The organism is Elusimicrobiota bacterium (assembly GCA_016788905.1).
Taxonomy (GTDB): Bacteria; Elusimicrobiota; Elusimicrobia; order FEN-1173; family FEN-1173; genus JADKHR01.
The window spans coordinates 33,719-57,273 of the sequence record JAEURZ010000009.1 but is presented as its reverse complement, the minus strand read 5'-3'; the positions used below and the strand labels follow the sequence as shown (position 1 = coordinate 57,273).

Annotated in this window: 21 protein-coding genes; all 21 read right to left on the bottom strand. The window is 56.9% G+C overall.

The window, feature by feature from the left end; all coding sequences use genetic code 11:
- Positions 1 to 117: 117 nt before the first annotated feature.
- The 21 genes from rsmH to JNK54_05290 all read right to left on the bottom strand — a co-directional run bounded on the left by rsmH (position 118) and on the right by JNK54_05290 (position 23,466).
- On the bottom strand, positions 118 to 1,185 hold the full coding sequence (rsmH, locus tag JNK54_05390) for a 16S rRNA (cytosine(1402)-N(4))-methyltransferase RsmH (protein ID MBL8023700.1): 1,068 nt from the start codon (positions 1,183 to 1,185) through the stop codon (positions 118 to 120).
- Positions 1,067 to 1,492: a division/cell wall cluster transcriptional repressor MraZ gene (mraZ, locus tag JNK54_05385; protein MBL8023699.1), complete on the bottom strand. Its 426-nt coding sequence runs from the start codon at positions 1,490 to 1,492 to the stop codon at positions 1,067 to 1,069. Before mraZ ends, rsmH begins: the two co-directional genes overlap by 119 nt.
- 167 nt (positions 1,493 to 1,659) lie before the next feature.
- Positions 1,660 to 2,742, bottom strand: coding sequence for a hypothetical protein (locus JNK54_05380; protein MBL8023698.1), 1,083 nt, complete (start codon positions 2,740 to 2,742; stop codon positions 1,660 to 1,662).
- A complete protein-coding gene (locus tag JNK54_05375; GenBank protein MBL8023697.1) occupies positions 2,739 to 3,692 on the bottom strand; it encodes a tyrosine-type recombinase/integrase in 954 nt (317 codons plus the stop codon). The genes JNK54_05380 and JNK54_05375 overlap by 4 nt, the downstream gene beginning before the upstream one ends.
- Before the next feature lie 56 nt (positions 3,693 to 3,748).
- Positions 3,749 to 5,932 (bottom strand): type I DNA topoisomerase, encoded by a 2,184-nt coding sequence (gene topA, locus JNK54_05370; protein ID MBL8023696.1) that lies wholly within the window; start codon positions 5,930 to 5,932, stop codon positions 3,749 to 3,751.
- Positions 5,907 to 7,091: a DNA-protecting protein DprA gene (gene dprA / locus JNK54_05365; GenBank protein ID MBL8023695.1), complete on the bottom strand. Its 1,185-nt coding sequence runs from the start codon at positions 7,089 to 7,091 to the stop codon at positions 5,907 to 5,909. The genes topA and dprA overlap by 26 nt, the downstream gene beginning before the upstream one ends.
- A 67-nt stretch (positions 7,092 to 7,158) precedes the next feature.
- A complete protein-coding gene (locus JNK54_05360; GenBank protein ID MBL8023694.1) occupies positions 7,159 to 7,542 on the bottom strand; it encodes a tetratricopeptide repeat protein in 384 nt (127 codons plus the stop codon).
- A 6-nt stretch (positions 7,543 to 7,548) separates the two neighbouring features.
- Positions 7,549 to 8,619: a LysM peptidoglycan-binding domain-containing protein gene (locus tag JNK54_05355; protein MBL8023693.1), complete on the bottom strand. Its 1,071-nt coding sequence runs from the start codon at positions 8,617 to 8,619 to the stop codon at positions 7,549 to 7,551.
- Positions 8,620 to 8,735: 116 nt separating this feature from the next.
- Positions 8,736 to 8,981 (bottom strand): hypothetical protein, encoded by a 246-nt coding sequence (locus JNK54_05350; protein MBL8023692.1) that lies wholly within the window; start codon positions 8,979 to 8,981, stop codon positions 8,736 to 8,738.
- Positions 8,978 to 11,095 (bottom strand): glycine--tRNA ligase subunit beta, encoded by a 2,118-nt coding sequence (locus JNK54_05345; GenBank protein ID MBL8023691.1) that lies wholly within the window; start codon positions 11,093 to 11,095, stop codon positions 8,978 to 8,980. Before JNK54_05345 ends, JNK54_05350 begins: the two co-directional genes overlap by 4 nt.
- A complete protein-coding gene (locus JNK54_05340) occupies positions 11,092 to 11,955 on the bottom strand; it encodes a glycine--tRNA ligase subunit alpha (protein MBL8023690.1) in 864 nt (287 codons plus the stop codon). The genes JNK54_05345 and JNK54_05340 overlap by 4 nt, the downstream gene beginning before the upstream one ends.
- Positions 11,952 to 12,596: a recombination protein O N-terminal domain-containing protein gene (locus tag JNK54_05335; protein MBL8023689.1), complete on the bottom strand. Its 645-nt coding sequence runs from the start codon at positions 12,594 to 12,596 to the stop codon at positions 11,952 to 11,954. Before JNK54_05335 ends, JNK54_05340 begins: the two co-directional genes overlap by 4 nt.
- Positions 12,596 to 13,981: a magnesium transporter gene (mgtE, locus tag JNK54_05330; protein ID MBL8023688.1), complete on the bottom strand. Its 1,386-nt coding sequence runs from the start codon at positions 13,979 to 13,981 to the stop codon at positions 12,596 to 12,598. Before mgtE ends, JNK54_05335 begins: the two co-directional genes overlap by 1 nt.
- Positions 13,978 to 14,973, bottom strand: a complete 996-nt coding sequence (locus tag JNK54_05325) for an HlyC/CorC family transporter (protein ID MBL8023687.1) — start codon at positions 14,971 to 14,973, stop codon at positions 13,978 to 13,980. The genes mgtE and JNK54_05325 overlap by 4 nt, the downstream gene beginning before the upstream one ends.
- On the bottom strand, positions 14,970 to 15,998 hold the full coding sequence (locus JNK54_05320) for a DUF21 domain-containing protein (GenBank protein MBL8023686.1): 1,029 nt from the start codon (positions 15,996 to 15,998) through the stop codon (positions 14,970 to 14,972). Before JNK54_05320 ends, JNK54_05325 begins: the two co-directional genes overlap by 4 nt.
- The gene (gene ybeY, locus JNK54_05315) at positions 15,995 to 16,483 is read right to left on the bottom strand and encodes an rRNA maturation RNase YbeY (GenBank protein ID MBL8023685.1); all 489 of its coding nucleotides are present in this window, start codon (positions 16,481 to 16,483) and stop codon (positions 15,995 to 15,997) included. Before ybeY ends, JNK54_05320 begins: the two co-directional genes overlap by 4 nt.
- Positions 16,480 to 17,976 (bottom strand): HDIG domain-containing protein, encoded by a 1,497-nt coding sequence (locus JNK54_05310; GenBank protein MBL8023684.1) that lies wholly within the window; start codon positions 17,974 to 17,976, stop codon positions 16,480 to 16,482. The genes ybeY and JNK54_05310 overlap by 4 nt, the downstream gene beginning before the upstream one ends.
- Before the next feature lie 27 nt (positions 17,977 to 18,003).
- Positions 18,004 to 18,987 (bottom strand): PhoH family protein, encoded by a 984-nt coding sequence (locus JNK54_05305; protein ID MBL8023683.1) that lies wholly within the window; start codon positions 18,985 to 18,987, stop codon positions 18,004 to 18,006.
- A gap of 34 nt (positions 18,988 to 19,021) precedes the next feature.
- Positions 19,022 to 20,806, bottom strand: coding sequence for an aspartate--tRNA ligase (aspS, locus tag JNK54_05300; GenBank protein MBL8023682.1), 1,785 nt, complete (start codon positions 20,804 to 20,806; stop codon positions 19,022 to 19,024).
- Positions 20,803 to 22,086, bottom strand: a complete 1,284-nt coding sequence (locus JNK54_05295) for a histidine--tRNA ligase (protein ID MBL8023681.1) — start codon at positions 22,084 to 22,086, stop codon at positions 20,803 to 20,805. Before JNK54_05295 ends, aspS begins: the two co-directional genes overlap by 4 nt.
- A 45-nt stretch (positions 22,087 to 22,131) precedes the next feature.
- A complete protein-coding gene (locus JNK54_05290; protein ID MBL8023680.1) occupies positions 22,132 to 23,466 on the bottom strand; it encodes a hypothetical protein in 1,335 nt (444 codons plus the stop codon).
- Between the last annotated feature and the right edge of the window lie 89 nt (positions 23,467 to 23,555).

The following is a 23,555-nucleotide window of genomic DNA, read 5'->3' as shown; positions in this document are numbered from 1 at the left end:
CCGTCAAAAAAGTTCCGGGAGGGAAAGAGAAAGGGCTATCCCCCTCTCGTCCCTCCCGGGTTCTGTCATTCGTGATGTCAAGGAGACCGGAGATCCCGCCGAGCGAGACAGCCGGCCTCAAAAGGAAAGGTCTTTTTCCGCCGAACGCCCCTCGTCGGATCCGGGCGAAGATCCTATTTTTTCAAACACCCTCAACTTAGCGCTTCGGCTTCGCGGATTTAACCGCTGTTCTTCTTCCGTGGGTTCCAATGGTTTTTTGGTCACAATGCGGAGAACGCCTTCCGCCGCCGCGCGCCGTCCAAACCACTTGACGGCCCGGTCTTCACCCGAATGAAAGGTGACCACGACCAACCGCCCACCATATTTTAGAACGGCGGGGGCTCTCTTCAAAAATTCGCTCAGACAGGCCCCTTCCCGATTGACCGCCATCCGTAACGCCATAAACACGCGGGTGGCCGGGTGGGTCTTTCCCCGCCGCGGCACCCAGCGGGCCACCGCTGAAGCCAAATCTTCTGTCGTGATCAAGCGCGGGGCCACATCCACCAAACGCCGGGCCAATTTCCGAGCGAAACGTTCTTCGCCCGCCGCTCTCAACCATTCTTCCACTTCTTCTTCCGTGGCCCGTTCCAACATCTGGCGCGCCGTCAAACCCTCTGTCGGGTTCATCCTCATGTCTAATGGGCCAGACCGCATGAGACTGAATCCCCGTTCGGCCCGATCCAATTGGGGAGAAGAAACACCTAAATCCGCTAAAATTCCATCAACGGACCCCACGGCTAACTCCGCCCGCTCGTCAAACCGTTCAAAATTTCCCGCCACAAACCGGACCCGATCCCCAAATCCAGCCAACCGTTCCCTGGAAAACGTCAAGGAAGTGGGGTCCTGATCCAAAACCGTCATTCGCCCCTGAGGTCCCAAGGCATTTAATACCGCTTCCGCGTGCCCCCCCAACCCCACGGTCACATCCACGTAGTGGCCACCGGGCTGAAGTTTCAATCCCGCCAAACATTCCGTTAATAGGACAGAACGATGGCCTCCGCTTTCCTCCCCAGACACCCCCGTTTCCTTACAAATCAATTTCGGAGGCGAGGAGGGCCGCGCTCTTTTCCGCCCGTTTCTTATAGCGCTCCCAACGGTCCGAAGACCAGAGTTCGATCCGGTTCTCCATGCCGACCACGGTGACATCCTTTCGAATACCGGCGTAACGCCCTAAGGATTCGGGGACCAAGAGGCGCCCCTGCCCATCCACGTCCGACGAGATCGCTCCGGAAATCAAAAGACGCTTGAACGCGCGCGCGTGAACCTTGTTCGCGACGGGCAACGCTTCGAGTTTCGCAAGCAACTTCTTCCATTCGGCCTCCGTGTAGAGAGACAAACACCCTTCCAACCCCCGGGCCAGAACAAACCGCCGTACGTTCTGGCGAAGCCGGGCCGGAAGCGCTAAGCGGCGTTTGTCGTCCAATCCATGACGGTGTTCGCCGCTCAGAAACAAAGGCATCTCCCCACTTATCCACAGAATTTACCACAATTCACCACTTCATACCACCACTCTCAAAGAATAGTGAAGGCCGCACTCTTTGTCAAGGTTTTTTTGGGGGCGGGAAAATTACAATCAGAGGGACAGAGGAAACGCGAAGAACTGGAACCGTGGCGGAAGGATTAGGAGGAAGATTTTCCTAAGAAACGGCGCCACCAGCTTTCCTCTTCTCGTGGCGAAACACGGATCGGGGTGGTCTCGGGGACTTCCGCCAACCCCAGAATCCCTGCGGAGAGTCTCACATAAAATCGGACGCGCCCTTTTTCCCGTTGAATGGTTTCCACGGGAGCGTCAATAGGGCGAGGACCCTTTTCGTTCATGGCCCCAAAAAGTTTGGCGATGTAATGGGCAATGTCCCGACCGTCCGACAGCATCACCGTGATTCGATCCCCTTCACGAACCTCGCTCGCCAAGGGACCGTTCGGATCCCCCACCAGCTCCATCTCAATGCGAAGCGTTTCACCAGCCCCATGGAGCCGGTTCTCCAAGGGAGGTTCACTCCAGGAGAGAGGGTCGTGCCCTTTCCCCTTTTCATCATGAGCCATTTCGGATGGGGAGCCCCCCCCCTTTGAAAAACCAGCCCCACTTCCTCGGGGGGGAGATGCCCCCAGGGAACCACGGTCCTCCCCTTTGATGGGGAAGCGACGAAATTGGTTCCAATCGATCACTTCCGGCCTAAACTCGGACTGCACACCCCGAGGGAAAGACGCGGAAAACCCGTCATTCAGAACGGCGGGAAGGTCCCGTTTCTCCGGCGATTTTAGTGCTGAAAAAAAATCGTCTCGGCGGGTTTCCAGTCGCTCAATATAGGAACGCTCCAGATCTTGACTCACGTGTTGGAGAGTGCCCTCTCCCAAACGGGCCGCGTAAATGCTTCTCTCAAAATCATACCAATGGGGGGTCAATCCCGTCTCAAACAACGCTGGGTTGTAGGACACCACGGCCCGAGCTCGAATAAAATGTTCGCGGCGTGTATCCGCAATCAAAAGAAGGAGCCCGTGAAGATTCTGACTGACCTCCAGAAATTTTCCTTTCACGACCACAATGTGACGAAGCAGCGTCCCAATGGTCCGAATCGCTTTTTCAAGGTCGTAGCCCACCAAGGACATGGCCAACTCCGCCTCCGCACGATCGCAGGAAGCTTCTTCCATCAAGAGCTGGATTTTGTCGGGAAGGACGGGGTCTTCACTCACGGAAAGTGTCACGCGCGCGGGTGGGCTTTGTCATACACCTGGCGCAACCGTTCGGTGGTGACGTGGGTGTAAATTTGAGTGGTGGAAAGATTTTTGTGGCCCAACATTTCTTGAACCGAGCGAAGGTCGCATCCCCGGTTCAACAGGTGCGTGGCGAAAGAATGACGCAGGAGGTGGGGGTAAGCCTTTGTTAACCCCGCCGCCCGACCCGCTTGTTCCACCACCCGCCGCATCGTCCGAACGTTCAACGGGCGGTCCGAGGACCCGGCGAACAGAGGACGTGTCGCGCCCTCACTTCCCCCTGAAAAAAAAGTAATCCCGCGAAGACCCAGGTAAGCTCGAATGCGCTCCAAGGCCGCTTCCCCGACTGGTGCCACACGTTCCCGGGATCCCTTGCCGAAAACCCGTACCGCCCCTTCCCAGGGATCGAGGGCCCCAACGGGCAATGTCACCATTTCTTCCACACGTAACCCCGCGGAATAAAAGAGTTCGACGATCGCGGCGTCCCGGGCGGAACGGAGCGCCCCCCCCCGCCTTGAACCAGGGTCTCGAGGTGTCAGAAGTCGCGCCACATCCCCTTCATTGAGGAACAAAGGAACACGACGCTCCGGTTTGGGTCGGGAAATACCGTCCGTTGGATTACGCGGAACAATCCCCTTCCGTGTCAGAAACCGAAAGAAGGACCACAGGGATTCGTATTTTCGCAAAAGGGTTGCGCGGCGCCAGCCCCGTTCACCGAGTCGTGCCAAGTAGGGCCGAAGAGAGGACCGATCCGCCGTTTCAATCGCCACCCCTTTTTGCTCCGATTGCCAGTAGGAGGCGAAGGGCAGTAAATCCGATTGATAAGCGCGGCGGGTGGCCGGGGATAGGTTTCGTTCTCCCCTTAAAAAAATCCAGAATCGATCGAGGGCGTCGTCAATTTCCACAATAAAATCGCTTTTGAAACGGGTTCCCGCGGGCACGGGTGTTGGCCCGAAACCCCATCCCTAAAACGAAAAGGCTCACCCAGCGGTCCCGCTTAAGCCGCGGGGATCGGTTTGATGTTTCGGCATTTGGGAAACCCGGAGCACGCCAAAAAGGGCCCCCGCTTTCCAACCCGTTTCCACATCATTTTTCCGCACTTGCCACACTTTTCCTCTGTGGGTTCGGGTTTGGGACGGACAATTTTATTTCCCTCTTTATCGATGGAAAAAGTCGTCTTACACGTGGGATATCCCGTACAGGCCAGATATCGGGTGGGCCGTCGCCCAAACCCACGCCCGATACGAATCACCATGGGCTTTTGACAGTTCGGGCAAACTTCTGACGTCTCTTCCGGAACAACTTTTTTCCCGTTCCGGTCCACCGGCATGGTGCTCTTACATTCGGGATAGCGACTGCAGGCCAGATAACGCCCGCTGCGGTTTTCCCGGATCCCCATGGGGGCCTCACACTTCGGACATTTTTCTTCCGAAGCCTCGGGCTTGATGTCAATTTTTTCCATGCCGGTTCCGGCTTTCTGTATTCCCGCTTCAAACGGCGTGTAAAAATCTTTTAAAACATCAACCCAGTGGGCCTTGGCCGCGGCGATTCCATCCAGGCGACCTTCCAGTTTGGCGGTAAAATCGACGCTCACTATTTCCGGGAAATGGACGAGCAGCTGGCTGTCCACCACCCGTCCCAACTGGGAAGGATAGAATCGGCGTTCCTCCAACCGAACATAGCCTCGGTCCACAATGGTGTGCATGATCGGCGCGTAAGTGGACGGCCGCCCGATGCCGTGTTCTTCCAATACTTTCACCAAACTCGCCTCGTTAAACCGGGGGGGAGGTTCGGTAAAATGTTGTTCGGGACGGAGCTCCTTCAGCGTCACCACATCGCCCGCCTTTAAGGGGGGGAGCGTTGAGGAGGGTTCGTCTCCTTCCTTTTTGGTGTCCTCATCGGCCACTTCGCCGTAAGCCGCCAAGTAGCCGGCAAACTTCAGGGTGTGTCCCGCCGCCCTAAAAAAGTATTCCTTCGCGGAGATATCGGCCGTCACCGTGTCAAACAAAGCGTCCGCCATTTGGCTCGCCATGAACCGACGCCAAATCAGTTCGTACATCTTGAATTGGTCTGGTTCGAGAAATGCACGAATCGATTCAGGGGAACGGGAAGGTTGTGTGGGACGAATGGCTTCGTGCGCCTCCTGGGCTCCCTTGCTTTTGGTTTTGTAGACCCGCGGTTTGGCCGGGAGGTGGTCTTTCCCAAATGTTTTCTTGATAAAGGCGGCGGCCTCGGTCTGGGCCACTTTCGCCACTTGAACAGAATCCGTTCGCATATACGTAATAAGCCCCACGGGCCCTTCGCCAGCTTCCACTTCAATCCCTTCATACAATTGCTGAGCAACGACCATGGTGCGGGAAGCGGAATAATGGAGGCGCCGGGACGAATCTTGCTGGAGCGAAGCGGTGGTAAAAGGGGCCGATGGTGACCGACGTCGTTCTTTTGGTTCCACGGACACCACCCGATAAGTCGCCCCCTCCAGGCCGGCCAAAACCTCGTCCACGGAACCCTTCTGCCGAAATGAAAATTTCGTGAATTTCGTTTCGCCCTTGGCGTAAAGGCCCGCCGTAAACGGCTGTTTGGATTTCTCAAGGAGCGCGGACAACGTCCAATACTCTTCCGCCTTAAACTTTTCGATTTCTTCTTCCCGGGCGCAAATCAGGCGCACGGCCACGGATTGAACCCGCCCCGCGGACAACCCTGGCCGAATTTTATCCCACAAAAGGGGAGACAAACGGTATCCCACCAGACGGTCCAGCACCCGCCGCGCCACTTGGGCGTCCACGAGGGATTCATCGATGTCCCGAGGATGGGCCACCGCGTCACGGATGGCCTCCCGGGTAATTTCATGAAAGGTGATCCGTTTGGATTTGGCTTTGGACAGTTTAAGCGCTTTGCTTAAATGCCAGGCAATGGCTTCCCCCTCCCGATCAAAGTCGGTGGCCAGGAAAACCCGGTCCGCCTTTTCCGCCAACCGTTTAAGTTCCGTCAGAATCTTCTTAGCCCGCGGCAAAATAGTGTAGCTGGGCTCAAACCCTTTCTCCACGTCCACACCCAAACCCTTTTTGGGCAAATCTCGGATATGGCCGTAAGAGCTCCGAACCACAAAATCTTTTCCCAACATAGGACCAATGGTCCTTTCTTTAGTGGGGGACTCAACGATGAGCAGTGATTTCGCCATGGGGTTCCTTTTTTGATCGGTCCGACATCATCGACAATTCAGTGGCCACGTAGTTTTTTCCCGGACGGGCCCGGGCCCAACCAGCCAATTCCAACACCAACAGTTCCCGTGTGGCCTCGGCAGCGGACAACCCCGCGGAACGGGCCAACCCGTCAATCCCGGTCGGATCCAGAGTGAGAACATCCAGCAATTTTCTTCCAGCCGGGGAAAGGGTCTCCCGCGCGGATTCGCCTAGGGATCGGGAAGATACGGGTTCTTTTCTGGAGACATCCCGAAAAATATCCATCTCTTCCAAAACGTCCTGGGCGCTCTCCACAGGCTTAGCCCCCTGTTTAATCAGGCGATGGGGCCCACGACTGAAGGGTGAAAAAATCGACCCCGGAACAGCAAACACATCTCGCCCCTGATCCGCGGCAAGGCCCGCCGTAATCAGAGCCCCACTTCGTTCCAACGCTTCCACCACCACCACACCCACCGACAAGGCGGCAATCAATCGGTTCCGACGGGGAAAATGGTTGGCCTCGGGTCCCGCGGTTAAAGGAAACTCTGTCACCACGGCCCCATTCTCCGCCACGCGATCGGCGAGTTTCCGATGTTCAAGCGGGTAAAACCGATTGAGCCCGCTTCCCAAAATACCGACCGTTCGACCGCCCCCTGCGAGAGCCGCCCCATGGGCGGCACCATCAATCCCGCGAGCCAAACCGCTGACCACCGTGACCCCGGCCTGGGCGAACTCCCGGGCCAAGCGTTCCGCCGCCGCCGTGCCATAGGGCGTTGGACGTCGCGACCCCACCAGCGCGATGCCCAAATCGTCCACGGGAAGAAGCTTCCCCCACACATAGAGGAGAGGCGGGGCGTCCCGCAACCGTCGAAACCCTTCGGGATATTCCTCATCCAAAGCGCACAGGACCCGCGCCTTTAAACGAACGATTTCATCCGTTTCTATTTTAAGAAGGGGGATCGCCTCTTCCGCTTTCCGATAAAAATCGCTGGCCTTCTCGCCAAATCCCTCGATCGACGCCCAGCCCGCGGGTCCTGAATGAAGAGCCTCAAGAATGGACCCGAACCGTTCCAGAAGTCGGGCAAATCGAACCGGCCCCAACGGCTCAACCAGGTTCAAAAGGTGTCGAGCCTCTTTCTCTTGTGTCGGAAAATTCATGGGGGTATCAGGAGGAACCGGTGGACAAGGAAGCAGGGTTTTCGAAAGCCCCCCACACCACCCGTCACTATTGTTTTAATAGAGAAATGTTTTTCGAAACCGACGCATGAAACCTTCCATTGGGGAACTCTTTCATATAGTTCTCAAACTCTTCAAGCGCTTTTTTTCTATCTTTCAAGCGTTCATAGGAAGACGCGACACCAAACTGCGCTTCGTCGCTCCACCGAGAGTCCGGGTAGACCTTTCGAATCCGCGCATACATTTCCAGCGCTTGTTGGTTCTGATTCCAGATCTCATGGAAACTTCCCAGAATGTAAAGAATCCGTTCCCCCCCATAAAAAGAAGGATTCCTCTCTATGTACCGCCCCACTCCCCCACGAGAAACACCCTGGTCCCATCCATAGAACAACGACCCAAAGAAAAGGATAAAAACAAGAAACCCACGTCTCATGAGGTCTTATCGGGCGACAAATTTAACGATGTCCCCAACGCGAATAGGCTCAAGACTGTTCGTCACAACCGCGGTACATCCTTCCTCATTCACCTGGCCGGTCACCATAACGGTTCCCACACGCTTAATCATCCGGACGGTTTTCTTTTTTAAGTAAGGATCGCGGACTTTCTTTCCCACGCGATAGACGTGGGCCATCATTTTTTCTTTGACCCCAGCGGCCGCGCCGATATTGAGATACACCACGTCCCCCTGGGAGATCATCATCCGCTGATCCCGGTCCCGTAACACGTAACCGTCATACTCCCAATTTTCGTCCGCCAAGAACGTGTCCGCGACCCCACCCATGAACCCAGCTCCAGGGACCGCTTGCGAACGTTTCTTGATGGCTTCCCGTTCATCCTTTGCGAAAGCACCATCTTCTTGAAATCCCTCATCCACAAGTGTGTCAACAGCAACGGGCGCTGAGGGCTCAACGGCACCTCCCGCCTCTTCCGTCACCACAGGGACCGTGACGACCTCGGGTTCAGAAGCGCCCACCACCTCTTCGGGAACAACTTCTTCAACATAATCCATCGCTTCCTCTACCGAAGAAGGAGCGGGAGGAAGATCCATCTTGGCCGCCGCCACCACAGAAGGAATCAAAAATTCTTGGTCGGGATATATCCAATGGGGATCTTTAATAATTTTTTTATTGGCTTCAAAAATTTTGGGCCACAGGAACGCGTTGTTCAGATAAGACCCGGCCAGATCCCACAAGGTGTCCCCTTTAACCACGCGGTGAAAGGTTAAACCGGCGGAATCGGGTTCAGGGGATGGGGGGGAGACAACGGGGGTGACGTGAGTTCCGGCACCGGGGACAGGGACAACAGCCTTCACCGTGGTAGAAGATCCCGCGGGGGGAACCGCATCGACGGGGACGACCGTCGAACTTCCCCCTGACGGCTCGATGGCGCCAGCGGAAAGAACATCCGCTGTTTCTGTTTCGGAAAAATCATCCCACTCTTCAACAGTCTCCTCAGCCCACACCAGAGGAGTAACAGCCAACAGCAGGGCGAGGAAGGATGCACGCATCATGATGACCTCCTAGAAAAGCGAATAAACTTTCGGACGTGAAACCGGCCGGTCGGCGGGGAACGACATATCCCCTCTCTAAGGTAGCGGTTCCTTTATAATCCAAAAAGGCAAGACTGTCAAGGGCGAAGAACGGGTGCGGACTCTTCCCGGAGGAAACTCATCATTCGTTCGTGCTCCTCACGGGTCAACCGCCCTTCCTCGCGCCACCGGTCAAGGGCTTCCGCCACCGGCGCCAATTTCCTCGGCCACGCGGGTTTTTCCATCACAAAAGTGGGATGGTCCGCCGCCCGAAACGCCCCCGAAAACAGGCGGGCGAGAAAGACAAAAAACAAGAGCCCCAACGCCACCCCGACCCAAATCATCCGAGCGCGGAAGGGGTGTCCTGGAGCCGAGCGAAGTCCGCCACCCGAACGAACAAGGAACGAACCTCCGCCAACAACGCTAAACGATTTTGACGAAGGGCCGTTTCGGGGTCCATCACCACCACCTGGACAAAAAAGTCGTCCACAGGATTTCGAAGGGTGACCAATCCGGAGAGGACGGCGGGGTAGTCCCTCGCGGACAAAAGAGGCCCCGACGCTTTTTCCATTTCAATGACACGCGCCGCGAGAACGCGTTCCGCTTCGGTTCGGAACAAATCGTCACGCGGGGCCGAGGCGAACGCCTCGCCCTTCTTTTCCGCTTGTTTCAGGAGGTTGGCCGCTCGCTTAAAGGCGACGGAGAGAGGCGCAAAATCAGGGTGTCGGCGTATGCCACGGAGCGCCGCCAAACGGGCCCACACGTCCTTCACATCCGAAAACCCCGAGGCCAAAACAGCGTCAATCTCATCCGAACGAAACCCCCGCGCTTCCGCGAGGGCCGACCACCGTTGCCCAAAAAAATCACGCAACGACACCCCAGCCTTTATCCGATCACCCAAACTTTCCGGGAAAAGAGCCAGAGCGCGTTCCACGATCGCCCACAGGGAAACGCCTTCCCCGCGAGCCTCCAAAACACGCAACACCCCGATCGCCGCCCGTCGCAAACCGTAGGGGTCCTGGGACCCGGAGGGAATTTTACCGATCAAAAAGTTTCCGGCCAACGTATCGATCTTGTCCGCCACAGAAACCCACGCGGCCGCTTCCCCCGATGGCAACACCCCCTCCGCGGTCAGTGGCCAATAGTGTTCTTCAATGCCACGGCACACGACCGGACTTTCACCGTCCCGTTCAGCGTAGAGACGGCCCACAATTCCCTGGAGTTCAGGAAATTCACCCACCAGGCCCGTGGTCAGGTCCGCTTTCCCCAACCGAGCGATGCGGCGGGCCTCCCCCTGAACCGATTCCTCCACGCGCAGAAGATCGACACACAGCCCATCGGTCAGGCGACCGACCCGCTCCGTCTTGTCCGCCATCGTCAAGGAGGCCGAAAGGAAGGCGATCCCCCGAAGATCGGCCACACGGGAGTCCAGGGTTCGCTTCGCGTGTTCCCCAAAGAAAAAAGCCGCGTCGCTCAAACGGGCCGACAGAACCCGCTCATATCCTTCGCGCACCACGACCTGGTTATCGGAAAGCCCGTTACGCACCGCAACGAAACAAGGGAGCAACTCTTCACAGGAAACGTCTTTAAACACCGGGAAATATTTCTGGTGTTTCTTCATGGAGGTCACCAACACCTCTTGGGGAACCGCGAGGAACCGGGGGTCGAATTTCCCCACCACCGCCACCGGATGTTCAACCAGATTCGTGACTTCCTGAAGCAAGGCCTCGTCCCGGTCCACCGGGATAAACCCGTGTGTGATTTTGGCCACATGGTCGATCTGTTTAAGGATCAGTTCCCGACGTTCGGCGGGATCCACGATGACACAATGGTTTTTGAGCGAAGCCGTGTAACGGTTCGGCGCTGCAAGATCAATTGGTCGCCGCGTGTGGAAGCGAAGACCCAACGTTCGTCGACCGGCCTTGACCCCCGCTAAAACAAAAGGAATGGGCTTGGCCCCGAACAAGGCCACGATCCAGCGAATCGGGCGGGCAAAAGTCAACCGGCTTTCCTCCCACACCATACTTTTGGGAAAAGAAAGGGATTGAATGAGTTCAGGAAGGAGAACGGGAAGAACTTTTTCCGCCGTGGCTCCGGGCGTTTTTTTTAAGTAAACGAGACGTTCCCCCCGATCGGTGCCCCGCGTCCCCAATCGTTCCGGAGTCGTCCCTTGCGAACGGGCAAATCCCTGGGCGGCGGGGGTCCAGTTTCCGGCCGCGTCTTTCGCCTGGGCCAGAGCGGGGCCCAGAAATTCCTGTTCCCGATCACGGGCCTTGGGAGACAACCCGTCCACAAGGAGGGCCAACCGTCGGGGCGTTCCACACACCCGGACTTCCTTAAAAGAGAAACCTGCTTTCTCCAGTCGGTCTCGCCCATGGGCCAACAGCGCGTCCAAGGCCGGTGACAAAAACCGCGCGGGAATTTCTTCCATCCCGATTTCCAAAAGAAGGTCTTTCATCGCGTCCCCCCTTCCGGCGACGTGAGCGTTGCGAGATAAGCCTCGGCGCTCCGACGGGCCAACCCGCGCACACGCCCAATATACGTCACACGTTCCGTCACAGAAAGGACCCCCCGGGCGTCCAAAAGGTTAAACAGGTGGGAACATTTCATGACCGCATCATACGCGGGCAAAACCAACCCTTTCTCAACCAATCGTTTGGCTTCTCCTTCCCAATCGTCAAAATGGCGGCGGAGCATTTCCACATCCGCTTCTTCAAAATTGTACCGGGAAAATTGTTTCTCGTCTTCCAGATGAACCTGACCGTAGGTTCGATCGTTGGTCCAAAGGACATCGAACACGCTGTTCTTCTTCTGGGAATACAGGGCGAGACGTTCTAACCCGTATGTGATCTCCACGGAGATGGGGTTCAGTGAAATGCCCCCCACCTGCTGGAAATAGGTAAATTGGGTGATCTCCATTCCGTCCAACCACACCTCCCACCCCAGTCCCCAGGCCCCTAAGGTGGGGGACTCCCAGTCGTCCTCCACGAACCGAATGTCGTGGCGTTTGGGGTCAATGCCAATAGCCTTGAGGGAGGCCAGGTAGAGATCTTGAATGCCCGCGGGGGCGGGTTTCATTAACACCTGATATTGATAATAGTGTTGCAGGCGGTTGGGGTTTTCCCCATATCGGCCATCCGTGGGTCGGCGGGAAGGTTCCACATAGGCCACCGACCAGGGCGCGGGCCCCAAACAACGGAGGAACGTGGCCGGGTTAAACGTTCCAGCGCCTTTTTCCGTGTCGTAAGGTTGCCACAACAGGCACCCCTGTTTGGCCCAAAATTTGTGCAACGAGAGAATAATTTCTTGAAACGTCATGGGTGATGGACACATCCCGGTCGAGGTTTTAGTAAAAAAGCCTGAAGGGCCCGGCCCTGCGCCAAGGTGCGCAAAGGGCGGTTCAGTAAGGGCGTGAAGAATTGTATCACTTGTCGTTCCACAGCGGGAGCGTCCGGATCTTCCAGCGGTGAGACAAAGTCCCAACCATCCAAACGGTCCGCCCGTCCACCGGGACAAGGGCCGTACCCTTCCAAGCGTGCAAACTGTGTCAGAAAAGCGGCCCGAACCTCAGATGCCCCGTACCGCTCCAAAGAGGCAAGGGCCCTCACGAGCAGGTCAAACTTCTCGGGAGCTGGAAGAAGGAGCGGCGTTAAGCGGTCCGTCCACTCACAGAAAAATGCGGCGGACGTTAAGCGCGCCCAACTCCCGCGCAACCCCGGGTGCCCCTCCACCACACTGCCCCCGGTCACACGGCCCCCCGCCGCCCCGTCCGGCAACCACAACCGAAACCGGGCCCATACCCCGGGTTCCGTGGCCGCGGCCAGTTTCGCTCCTGGCCGAAGAGCCCCCGAAGCCCGGGCGTACAAACGGCCTTTGTCGCGAGTAAACAGGGTCAATCGTTTGTCCCGTTCCGAAAGCGCTTCAGCGGCAAGAACGATGGCATCGACGTTTCTTTGCATTAACGGACCAGCAACCCCATGGACAGAGCGAGCGCCGCAAGGGAGAGGTAGGCGGTGACACTAAGAAGATCGGTCAAAGTGCTCACCAAGGGTCCCACCGCCACCGCGGGATCCAATCGAAGGCGGGTCAGGAGGAACGGCTGGAACGCGCCCAAGGTCGAAGCGACCACCATGGAAATCAATACCCCCAAGGCCACCACCGCGGGAAACGCCACCCCGAATTTCGAATAAAAAACAACCCCGGTCAGACCCCCCACAAACAGACCGTACCCCAAACCCATGTAGAGCCCCGCCAGACATTCCCTCTTGGTCACCCGGCGCCAATCTTTAAGCGCCAAGTGTCCTGTGGCCAACCCGCGCACGCAGAGAGTGGACGATTGCGTGCCCACGTTGCCCCCCATGGCCGCGATCAGCGGCATAAAACTAGCGAGCGCCACCGCCTGAGAGAGCGTCGCCTCAAACCGATGGACGATGGCCCCCACAACGACCTCCGCGATGCAGGTGGTCACCAACCACGGCATTCGCAGTCGGGCCACACGACCGGCGGAGGCGTCTTCCAATTCTTCCGCCGTTGTCCCAGCCATTTTGGCGATGTCTTCGGTGGCTTCCTGACTGATCACGTGAAGGATATCGTCCACCGTCAAAACACCCAACAACCGGTTGTCTTGATCCACCACGGGCGCCGCCAGGAGTTTATATTTGGTGAACACCTTGGCCGCCTCTTCCTGGTCCACATCCGCGCGCACTTTAATCAGTTGGACCGGCCCCATAATTTGTGAAAGGCGCATGTCCCGCGGCGCCGCGATCAACGCCCTTGGCGTCAGCACCCCCATCAATCGTCCAGAGTCATCCGTGACGTAGAGCACGTGCAGATCGCTCATGCGATGGAGACGGCTGGCCACCCGCACCTGATCCAACGCTTGCTGGGCCGTCATCTTGGGTCCCAGGTTTAAAACGTCCGTGTGCATGAGCGACCCCGCGGAGTTGGGAGGGAACACCAGATCCTTTTCCGGCCGGGCCGACTGGGCCCGTCGCACCATGGTGGCCATCCGCCGCACGGCCCGATCCGGCAAGCGATGAAATAAAGCGTGGGCCTGATCCGCTCCCCTATCCTCCAAGATGGGCCCTAAGGTCCCCAACTCCAGAGTGGAGAGAAGATGCGTTTGATGGGGGACATCCAGTTCTTCGAAAAGTTCCGAAGCGCGGACAATGGGCAGGAGTTTGAAGAGAACGATTTGCTCAAACGGAGAGAAACGGTCCCACCCTTCGGCCAAATCGGAAGGATTGATTTCCAGGAGGTCCTGTTTCAATTCCTTGTAATCTTTCTTGGAAAGAAGTTGTTTGATTTCGGGAACAAAGAGGGCCGATGGGTGAAGAGGGCTCATATCAATCGGGGTTCCTGGGCAATGTCTCCAACGATGGCTTCCAACGTGTCTTGCAACGTCACGAGCCCTAACACTTTACCTCCTCGGTCCACCACCAGCGCCATGTGGTGATGGCCTTCGCGAAACTCGCGAAGGAGCCGGGCCAGCGGGACATCCGGCTGAACCCGCGGCAAAGGACGGACCAAGTCTTCCACCGCGATCAAGGGCCCGCTCCGCAAGGAAGCCAAGAGGTCTTTAGAGTAAACCATTCCGATGATGCCGTCAATTGTTCCTCGATGGACAGGAAGCCGCGAATAACCGGATGACAAAATACGCTGGATCAGCCCGTTCATGCCGGACCGAAGGTCCACCGCCGCGATTTCCGCTCGGGGGACCAAAATGGCCGACACAGGCGTTTGAGCAAAACCGACCACGTTCCGCAACACACGGCGAAGCGGGTGGCCCACCGGTGCATGTTCCAACAAGGCGCGAATGACGCTTTGGTCCCATTGGGCCCGCTCACGCCGAACCGTCCGGGACAACCACGAAAGGACCCCCCCCACCCGACGAAGGAGCCCTTCCATCAAGGGACCACAGATCTGGGTCATGACCCGCAGAACAGGAGCCAGAGCCAAGGCCAAAGGTTCCGGATACGTTCGAGCCAAGACTTTGGGCCCGGCTTCCCCGCCCAGGACCAAGAGAATTCCTCCCACCAGAGGAAAAACGATCTGCCCCCAATGGAACGGGAATCCCAAGACGGTCACCGCGTCCAACGCGATGGACACCAAGAGCACCGCCAACCCCGCGTTAACCAAATTATTTATAAGAAGAATAACAGCCAACGCCCGATCCGGGTCCTGTTGCCAAAAATCCAAACGCCCCGGCCGCGCCCGAGACAGACGCGCCAACTGAAGGCGGGACAAACTCATAAACGATGTTTCGGCCAGGGACAACGCCGCGCTGAAACAGAGGAGGAGGAGGGCGCTCGCCCCTTTCAAGAGGAGAAGCGTCACAGGGTGACCCCCTCTTCCCGGTCGTATTCATCGAGAATTTCGCCAACCAATTCTTCCAAAACATCTTCGAGTGTCAAGAACCCGATCGTCGCCCCATCGGGCGGACCCACAAAAGCGATTCCATCCCCTTTGGCTCGAAACTCCTCCAGGAGATCCAACGCTTTCGTTTCGGGACCCACCCGACGAAGGGGGCGAATCATGGGTTCCATGGAGAGAAGAGGGCCCGCCCGCACCGCCCCTAAGAAATCCATCACATTCAGATACCCCACGAACCTCCCTGCCCGTGTTACAGGGACCCGTGTTCGGCCCGTTTCCACGAGCAAATCGACAAACAGTTCCGGCCCCTGGGGCCGATCCGCGATTTCCAAAGCCAAGGCGTCAAGACGGTCGATGGGTTGAGCCACTTCCCGGGCCGTCCGCTGGGTCATGGCCAACGCCCGGCGAAACATGTCCCCCGAATCTTCCGTGAGATGGCCCGCCTCTTCCGACTCAGCCACCGCGTGTTGAAGCTCTTCCAAACTGACCACCGTCAAAGGGTTCACCGGCGCGCGGTGGAGGGCCGGAGCCCACCGTTCAATTCCCCACCCCACCGGAGCCCACAACAAAAAAAGCCCCCGCGCGAGGGAACTGAGCCAGGGCAAGGTACCGGCCGCCACCCGTTCCCGATAGGCACGGCCAATGATCTTGGGGAAAATATCTCCAAAAACAACAAGCGACGCGGTGACCACAAGCCAAACCGTCCAGCTCACCACCGGTCTCGGGAAAATCCCGTTTAAAGGGACCGCCGCCACCGCGGCCAAACTGGAAAAACTGACGTTCACAAGGTTATTGCCCACCATCAAAACGGAGAGGAGGCGGTGCGGTTTCGCCAGCCAGTCCTGAAACAACGGGGCCAAGCGAGGGGAAAGAACCACAATTTTTTTCATGCGCAACGCGGAGAGAGTGGTGACGGCGGCCTCCACCATCGAGAAGAAACCCGAGAGGCCGAGCAGAATGGAAAGTACAACCAGTTGAAGAAAAATCATTCCGCCGAAAGAGGTGGGGTACGCGAAGCGCTTTTGAGCACCGCTTGAACAATAGGCTCCTGGACAGCCCACATGCGGGCTTTGGGCCCGGGGGTGTAATCCGTGTGACCCAACAGGTGGAGTGTCCCGTGCACCGCCAAACGAATGATTTCTTCAGAAAAAGACGCGCCGAAACGGCGGGCGTTTAAACGGGCCTGATCCACCGCGATGTACAGATCCCCAAAGGGTTCTCCTCCCCTTGGTCCCAGAGGAAAAGGCCCGAGAGCCGACTCGGCCCCGTGACGAAAAGCAATGACGTCGGTGAAACGATTGGTCCGGCGAAAGCGTCGGTTCATGATCCGCAGTTGGGCCCGGGTGGTCCACACCACATTCATTTCGCCCCGAGCGATGGGCCCGCTCGTCGCCAAGGCCCGCCGAACGGCTCGCCGAGCGAAAGGCTCGGCTTGCGGGGATCGCACCTGAACAGTGGAAAAATGGATTTTCATTTGGGTCGCGAGGAAGGGGGCCGCCGTTCTCCGTCTGTTTCTTGGCTCGTGGGGTAGTGGACCCGGGTGTGATAGACACCCACCAAGGTGTTCACAAAGGCTTCCTTCACCACTTGAACTTCTGCCAACGTCAGGGGAACGCGTTCGAATTGACCATCCAATATTTTTGCGTCAACAATCCGGTTCACGTGATCAACCAACCGCTGGTGCGTGGGGCTCTCCAACGAACGGGCCGACGCTTCCACCGAATCCGCCAACATCACGATGGCGGTTTCTTTGCTGTGGGGTTTCGGTCCAGGGTAGCGGTACAGGTCTTCGTTCACGGATTCCGACGGCCCCGTCTGTTCAATAGCCCGCCGGTAAAAATATTCCACGCGGCAGGTCCCGTGGTGCATCAGAATAAATTCGGTGATCAGGTGATCCAGGTTATGCCGCTGGGCCAAAGCCAACCCGTCTTTCACGTGGGATTGAATCACGATCCGGGACATATTGGGTGGCAAGAGTTCGTGGGGGTTTCCGATGGCCCCCTGGTTTTCCACAAAATATTCAGGTTTCACCAGTTTTCCAATATCGTGAAAATAGGATCCCACCCGACACAGGAGCGCGTTGGCCCCGATGCGTTCCGCCGCGGCTTGGGCCAAGGACGCCACGATCAGAGAATGGTGATAGGTCCCGGGGGCGTCCAAACTCATTTCTTTAAGAAGAGGGTGGTTCACGTCGGACAGTTCCAAAAGACGGATGTTGGAAAGACGGGAAAAACACATCTCCAAAAAGGGGAGGAGTGCCAACACCAGGAGAACGGAAAAAAAGGCCCCCGCTCCCACCCCCTTCAAGGTGGCGATGACCTGGACCGCTGGCCATCGTCCAATGAACGCCAACATGATCAGAGCGGCCCCGCTCGCCACAGCGACCCACAAGCCCGCGAGGATCAAATCCCCCCGCGTGCGAACCCGAATGGACCGAGCCACTCCCGCCAGTCCCCCGAAACAGACCACCAACGCCCCCTCAAGAGAAAAAGAATTGAGAATTCCAAAGAGAAGCGCCAAAACGAGCGTCAACACCACCCCGATCCGAGGATGGAGAAGGATGGTCACAAGAATACTGACCGCCGAAAGGGGCATCCCATAGGGAGAAAATGCCCCGTGACGAAACCAGAGTTCCATCCCCAACACCGTCGCGACCACTAAAACACCCACGAGCGCGATGGCGTCGTCATCGTGAAAGAGGTCGGGATGGTCGTAGCGAAGAAAAAGCCGAAAGAGCGCCACCAGCGCGGTGGTCAAAATCAGAACCGCCGCCAGAGCCGAGAAACCGGGCCCCAATTCCAAAAAGAGAACACCTGTGAGCAAGACCCACACCGTCAATCCCACCACCCAGGTGGGAACGTGGACTTCCCGGTGCAGAAAAACGGAAGCGCGGGGGCCAGGCAAGGGGCCGCTTTTTTCCGTCCAACGCAACAATCGAATGAGGAAGGGTCGGAGGGTGTGACTCACAAATTGTTTAAGTAAAGGCGGCATAAATTATCGGGAAGAATCCGAAGGGCGATCCCCAAAAGCGTCGTACGCCTGAAGAACGCGTTGAACCAAAGGATGGCGAACCACATCCACGTCAGTGAACCGAACGAACGCCACTTCGTCAACCTGACGTAAAACTTTTTGAATACCTACAAGCCCGGACCCGAGCTTCCCGTCCAAATCAATTTGGGTGACGTCCCCCGAGATCACCAGGCGAGACCCGTTCCCCATGCGGGTGAGAAACATTTTCATTTGTTCCGGGGTCGTGTTTTGGGCTTCGTCCAAAATAGCAAAAGCGTCGTCCAAGGTCCGGCCCCGCATGTAGGCGAGCGGGACAATTTCAATTATTTCCTCATCCCGCATCGCGCGAAACTTTTCCGGCCCCACCATCCCATGAAAGGCATCGTAAAGCGGTTTCAAATAGGGATGGACTTTCTCATGAAAATCCCCGGGAAGAAAACCCAATTTTTCCCCCGCCTCCACCACCGGGCGGGTGAGCACGATCCGGGACACCACCCCCCGCTCCAAAGCCGCCACCGCACAGGCCACAGCCAAATAGGTTTTTCCGGTCCCCGCAGGACCGATGGCAAACACCATTTCTTTTTCTTGAAGTGCCTTCACATACGATTTTTGGGCAGGAGAGCGGGGTCGAATGGGTTGGCCCGTGACCGAAAGAAGGATGGTGTCCGCCGAGGCATTGGGCCTTGGGAGGCCAGGGACAGGAACGTCCACCGCCTCAACAGCCCCCCCTTGGCGGCGCGAGAGAATCGCCGAACGTTTCATTTCGGTCAAAGTGGCCACCGCCTGTTCCACCGGTTTTGGTTTCCCCCGCACGGCGAGCGTCAAACCACCGTCATGGACACGTTCCGAAGGGCGAACAAAAACCTGGACACTGAACCGCCGCTCGATCTCTTTAATGTTCCGGTCGCGAGGACCGAAAAGAAGGACAGCCTCCTCTTGGTCAGACAACGCCACCCGGCGGGTTACCACGGAAAGGCGTCCAGGGGGACCCGAGAGAGGGTTCTCATCGGGGCGGGTGCTGAATCTTTACCGCCAACTCCTTTAGAAGCTGGGCTTCGTCCACCGGGGAAGGTGCGCCGCTCATGGGGTCCGCCCCCCGTTGCGTTTTGGGGAAAGCGATCACGTCCCGGATGGAGTCTTCACCCGTCAGAAGAGCCACCAAACGGTCCAGCCCCAAAGCCAAGCCCCCATGAGGGGGAGCCCCGTAGTCGAGCGCGTCCAAAAGGAACCCAAACTTGGCTTTGGCCGATTCGGGAGAAATCCCTAAAATTTCAAAAATTTTCGATTGGAGCGCCGCCTGGTGGACCCGCAAACTTCCGCCCCCAATCTCCGACCCGTTTAACACAATGTCGTAGGCCCGAGAGCGGAGTGTGTTTAAAGGACGAACACCCACCCCGTCGATTAACGCCTGCTCGTCCTCCCGTGCCGGCCGGGTGAAGGGATGATGCACCGCGTTCCATTTTTTGTCTTCCCCGCTGTAATCAAAAAGCGGGAAATCCACCACCCAGAGGAATTCAAACACACCTTCCTTTTTCGTCCACCCCGCGCGTTTGGCAAGTTCCAGGCGGAGCGGCCCTAAACACGCGGCCACATCGAGGGCCGGGCCCGCACCAAAAAAAACGATGTCCCCCGTTTTCGCACCGACTTTTTTCGGAAGTTCCGTCAGTTCTTCCGGGCTCATAAATTTGGCGATGGACGATTCCGCCCCTTGTTCCGTCATTTTGAGCCAAGCCAATCCCTTGGCCCCAAACGTCTTGACCCATTCGGTCAGTTTATCGATTTCCGTTCGGGAAAGGGCCGCCCCCCCCGGATAACAGAGGGCCCGCACCACCCCGCCGGCCGCCAATGTTTTCGCGAAAACCTGAAACCCTGTTTTGGAAAAAACGGATGAAACCTCCTGGATTTCCATACCAAATCGAAGGTCCGGTTTATCGGACCCATAGCGCGTCAGGGCGTCCGCGTAGGAAAGACGGGGAAACGGTGTTTTAATTTCTTTCCCCAAAGCCGCCTTGAACACATTTTTCAGGAGGCCCTCCACCAGGCCCAAAATATCTTCCTCTTCAACAAAAGACATTTCCAAATCGATTTGGGTAAACTCCGGTTGACGGTCCGCCCGCAGATCTTCGTCGCGAAAACATCGGGCCACTTGGTAATAACGGTCGAACCCCGCCACCATGAAAAGCTGTTTAAACAATTGGGGCGATTGAGGCAAAGCGTAAAAACTGCCGGGGGAAAGTCGGGAGGGAACCAAAAAATCTCGGGCCCCTTCCGGAGTGGATTTTGTGAGGAACGGAGTTTCCAGTTCCAAAAATCCTTGGTCGGCCAAGAAACTTCGGACAGTCTGGGTCACCCGATGGCGAAGAATTAAATTTTTCTGGAGCGGGGGCCGACGCAGGTCCAGATAACGGTAAAGAAGACGAACGTCTTCGCTCGCGTTGGAATGTTCCGAAATCTCAAACGGAGGTGTGCGGCTGTGATTCAAAACGGTCAAGGACTCCACCCACACTTCCACAGCGCCTGTGGGAAGGGCGGCGTTTTCCGTTCCGGCAGGGCGCGGTTTCACTTCCCCGGACACTTCAATCACAAACTCTCCCCGCAGGGCTTCGCCCTGGGCAAACACGTCTTTCCGCTCAGGGTGAAACACCAGCTGGACCAATCCTTCTCGGTCCCGAAGATCAATAAAAAGGACGCCCCCGTGATCCCTCCGGTTGTGTACCCACCCGGCCAGAACGATTGTTTTCCCAACATGGTCCGGACGAACTTGGCCACAGTAAACGGTACGTTTCATGAGGAAGACTCCATGGAAAGACGATTAAACACCCGGGACACCACCTCAACCAAGGGGACCTCTTCTTGGGTGTGACGGCGCAAATCCTTAAGGACAACGGAACCCTTTTTCAGTTCCTCTTCTCCAACCAAAATCAACCCATCCGCCCCCCACCCATCCGCCGCCCGAAATTGGGCTTTCAAGCTTTTGGTGGAAGCCCCTATTTCGATGGAAACAGGAAACCGGCTTGGATGGCTGCGAAGTTCTTGCGCCAACCGAAAGGCGGTCACACCTGTCCCCTGGCCTGCCTGGGCGACAAATATTTTCGGGGAAACGGGGAACACCACCCCCTGGGCTTCCAGGGCCCGCGCGACCCGATCCACCCCAAGCGCAAATCCCATGGCCGGCGTGTCGGGCCCCCCCAACAGTTTCACCAACCCGTCGTAACGGCCCCCCGCACCGATGGCGTCTTGGGACCCCTGGCCGGGGGCGGTCACCTCGAACACGGTTCGGGTGTAATAGTCCAAACCCCGCACCAACCGGGGTGAATCTTCAAAGGGAAACCCCGCCCCTTTCAGGAGCGCGTAAACGTCGTCCCGATGGACGCGGCAGGCCTCACACAAATGGTCCGCCATGAGGGGAGCGTCCCCGAATTTTGGCCCGTCCACTTTACAATCTAAAGCCCGGAGCGGGTTCCGTTCCAAACGACGGACGCAGTTCTCACAAAGATCCGATTGACGTGCGGTGAGATAGGCGGTCAAGGCACCCCGATACGCGGGACGGCATTGGGCGCATCCGATCGAGTTCACCAAGAACCGAACCCCCACCCTGAGACCCGCGGCGGCCAAGATGTCTCGCACCAAAAAAAGGGTCTCCGCGTCCGCCTGGGGGGACGGGTTGCCGAAACATTCACCCCCGATCTGCCAAAATTCCCGATAGCGACCGGCCTGGGGCCGTTCGGCCCGGAACATGGGCCCCCCATACCAAAGTTTTTTCACCGGTGCGGTTTGGTCCCACCCGTGCTCTAAATAGGCCCGCACCACCCCCGCCGTTCCCTCCGGCCGAAGGGCCAGGGACCGGCCGCCGCGGTCCTGGAAGAGATACATTTCTTTCTCCACGATATCGGTGGTATCGCCCACCGCTCGGGAAAATAGGTCAGCGCTTTCAAAAGAGGGGGGACGTATCTCGTCATACCCGTATCGGGCAAAACAATTCTCCGCGCCCTCTTCCAAACGACGAAAGGAACGGAGTTCGTGATCGATGATGTCCCGGGTCCCCCGGGGAGCGTTGGGGCGTGTCATAGGAGAAGAGGCAACGGGAAAGATTTTACAACTTTGCCGGGAGGATCACCACGAATGACTTGTTTCTTTCCAAGAAGTCAGATGGATCGGTGCCTTGGCCCAGGACACGTTATCCAATACCGTGGGGTCGTAGTAGACCTTACTGTCGGCACTAAAGCTTCCCTCGGTTGTGAACTGCGCCACCCCGAGGAACGTTGTCCGATTGAAACTCCCCCCCGTTCCATAAAAAAAACCGTGGACTTGAAGATTCGCAATGCCGTAACAACAGTGATTGGGTTGGCTGTAGATCCCCGCAAAGGTTGAGTTCCACCACGACTGCCCTGAGGTTGGGCCCCAGACAGGAACGGTATTCTGATATTCGTAGGGAGCGGACTCTGGAATCGTCGCTCCGTAAACATGATAAGGGACCGCACTGCCCGTTATCGCATAGCCTCCATTGGGAATAATAAGAGCCTCCACATCGAGGAAGACTCGGTCTATAAAAAAATAACTGCTGGTTAAGTCCGTATAATCTAAATAGATCACGGAGGTCGAACTTCGAAATTCGTAAAAGTTTCCCATGCCTTCGGGCAGGCCGGTTTTTTTATCGAAATATATGGATTTTCCCCAATTGAGCAGTGATTGAAAATATCCTGAGTTGGGAGGATTTCGAAAGGTAGGGCTGCCATCGGTTCGGCGGATTTCTCCGGTAGTCGAACTGGAGGGAACAACCGAGTCCATCGCCTTCTGCTTGTAATAGGCCAAATCCGGTACCGGTGGGGACCCGAGATCGGGTTGGTAAGCCCAGTAATGAATATTATCCGTGTTGGGAGGAGTGGGGTCAATGTCACGGCCGGTGATATAGCCCGCGCCCTTTAAACGCGGATAAGAGTATTCCACAAAATACATCAGGTTGTTGTAGCTCTTCAACGAACCCCACTCCGGAATAATCCAAGAGCTTCCCGATGTTTGCCCCTGGTTAAAAATGAGCGCCGGCGAATCCGGATCGCCCGCCGAATATTCCGCCACGATGGAACGAATTTCTGAAGAGGAAGAATCCATGCCTTTTCCCAGGATGAAAACGTTTCCTGGAACGGATCCCGAAGTTATTTTTATTTTATATTTTCCCCCAGGGATATCGGCGAAGGCCCGATCATCATTGTAATCACTTAAGGGAATTCCCGCGATGGCGTCCGTGAAATTTTTCCTTGTCTCCGTGAGTTTGGCAACCCCCTTGGCCACCGCGGCTTCTGCCATTTGAAACGCCACCGTTGATTTTTGGCGTTTGACCGATTGTTTGGATTCGTTCTGGAGGAGCTGAATGACCAACGGGAGAACAACAACAACCAAGAGGAGGAGACCCAGAAAAACAGCCATTAAGTTCCCCGCGTTTTTTCTCATAAGCCAGGATAGCCCCCGAACCCCGAAAAATCAACCCCCTTTCAAAATAAAGATTGAAATTTTTTTCTTTCCGGGGCATACTGGAATAC

Excerpts from the sequence above, each read along its gene's own strand:
- JNK54_05295 (MBL8023681.1), bottom strand. The coding sequence starts at position 22,086 with ATGACACGCCCCAACGCTCCCCGGGGGACCCGGGACATCATCGATCAC.
- rsmH (MBL8023700.1), bottom strand. The coding sequence starts at position 1,185 with ATGTCACCGTGGTCGGCATGGAGAACCGGATCGAACTCTGGTCTTCGG.
- JNK54_05335 (MBL8023689.1), bottom strand. The coding sequence starts at position 12,596 with ATGCAAAGAAACGTCGATGCCATCGTTCTTGCCGCTGAAGCGCTTTCG.
- JNK54_05355 (MBL8023693.1), bottom strand. The coding sequence starts at position 8,619 with ATGATGCGTGCATCCTTCCTCGCCCTGCTGTTGGCTGTTACTCCTCTG.
- dprA (MBL8023695.1), bottom strand. The coding sequence starts at position 7,091 with ATGAATTTTCCGACACAAGAGAAAGAGGCTCGACACCTTTTGAACCTG.
- topA (MBL8023696.1), bottom strand. The coding sequence starts at position 5,932 with ATGGCGAAATCACTGCTCATCGTTGAGTCCCCCACTAAAGAAAGGACC.
- mgtE (MBL8023688.1), bottom strand. The coding sequence starts at position 13,981 with ATGAGCCCTCTTCACCCATCGGCCCTCTTTGTTCCCGAAATCAAACAA.
- ybeY (MBL8023685.1), bottom strand. The coding sequence starts at position 16,483 with ATGAAAATCCATTTTTCCACTGTTCAGGTGCGATCCCCGCAAGCCGAG.
- JNK54_05290 (MBL8023680.1), bottom strand. The coding sequence starts at position 23,466 with ATGAGAAAAAACGCGGGGAACTTAATGGCTGTTTTTCTGGGTCTCCTC.
- JNK54_05320 (MBL8023686.1), bottom strand. The coding sequence starts at position 15,998 with ATGATTTTTCTTCAACTGGTTGTACTTTCCATTCTGCTCGGCCTCTCG.
- JNK54_05345 (MBL8023691.1), bottom strand. The coding sequence starts at position 11,095 with ATGAAAGACCTTCTTTTGGAAATCGGGATGGAAGAAATTCCCGCGCGG.
- JNK54_05340 (MBL8023690.1), bottom strand. The coding sequence starts at position 11,955 with ATGACGTTTCAAGAAATTATTCTCTCGTTGCACAAATTTTGGGCCAAA.
- JNK54_05360 (MBL8023694.1), bottom strand. The coding sequence starts at position 7,542 with ATGAGACGTGGGTTTCTTGTTTTTATCCTTTTCTTTGGGTCGTTGTTC.
- aspS (MBL8023682.1), bottom strand. The coding sequence starts at position 20,806 with ATGAAACGTACCGTTTACTGTGGCCAAGTTCGTCCGGACCATGTTGGG.
- JNK54_05350 (MBL8023692.1), bottom strand. The coding sequence starts at position 8,981 with ATGATTTGGGTCGGGGTGGCGTTGGGGCTCTTGTTTTTTGTCTTTCTC.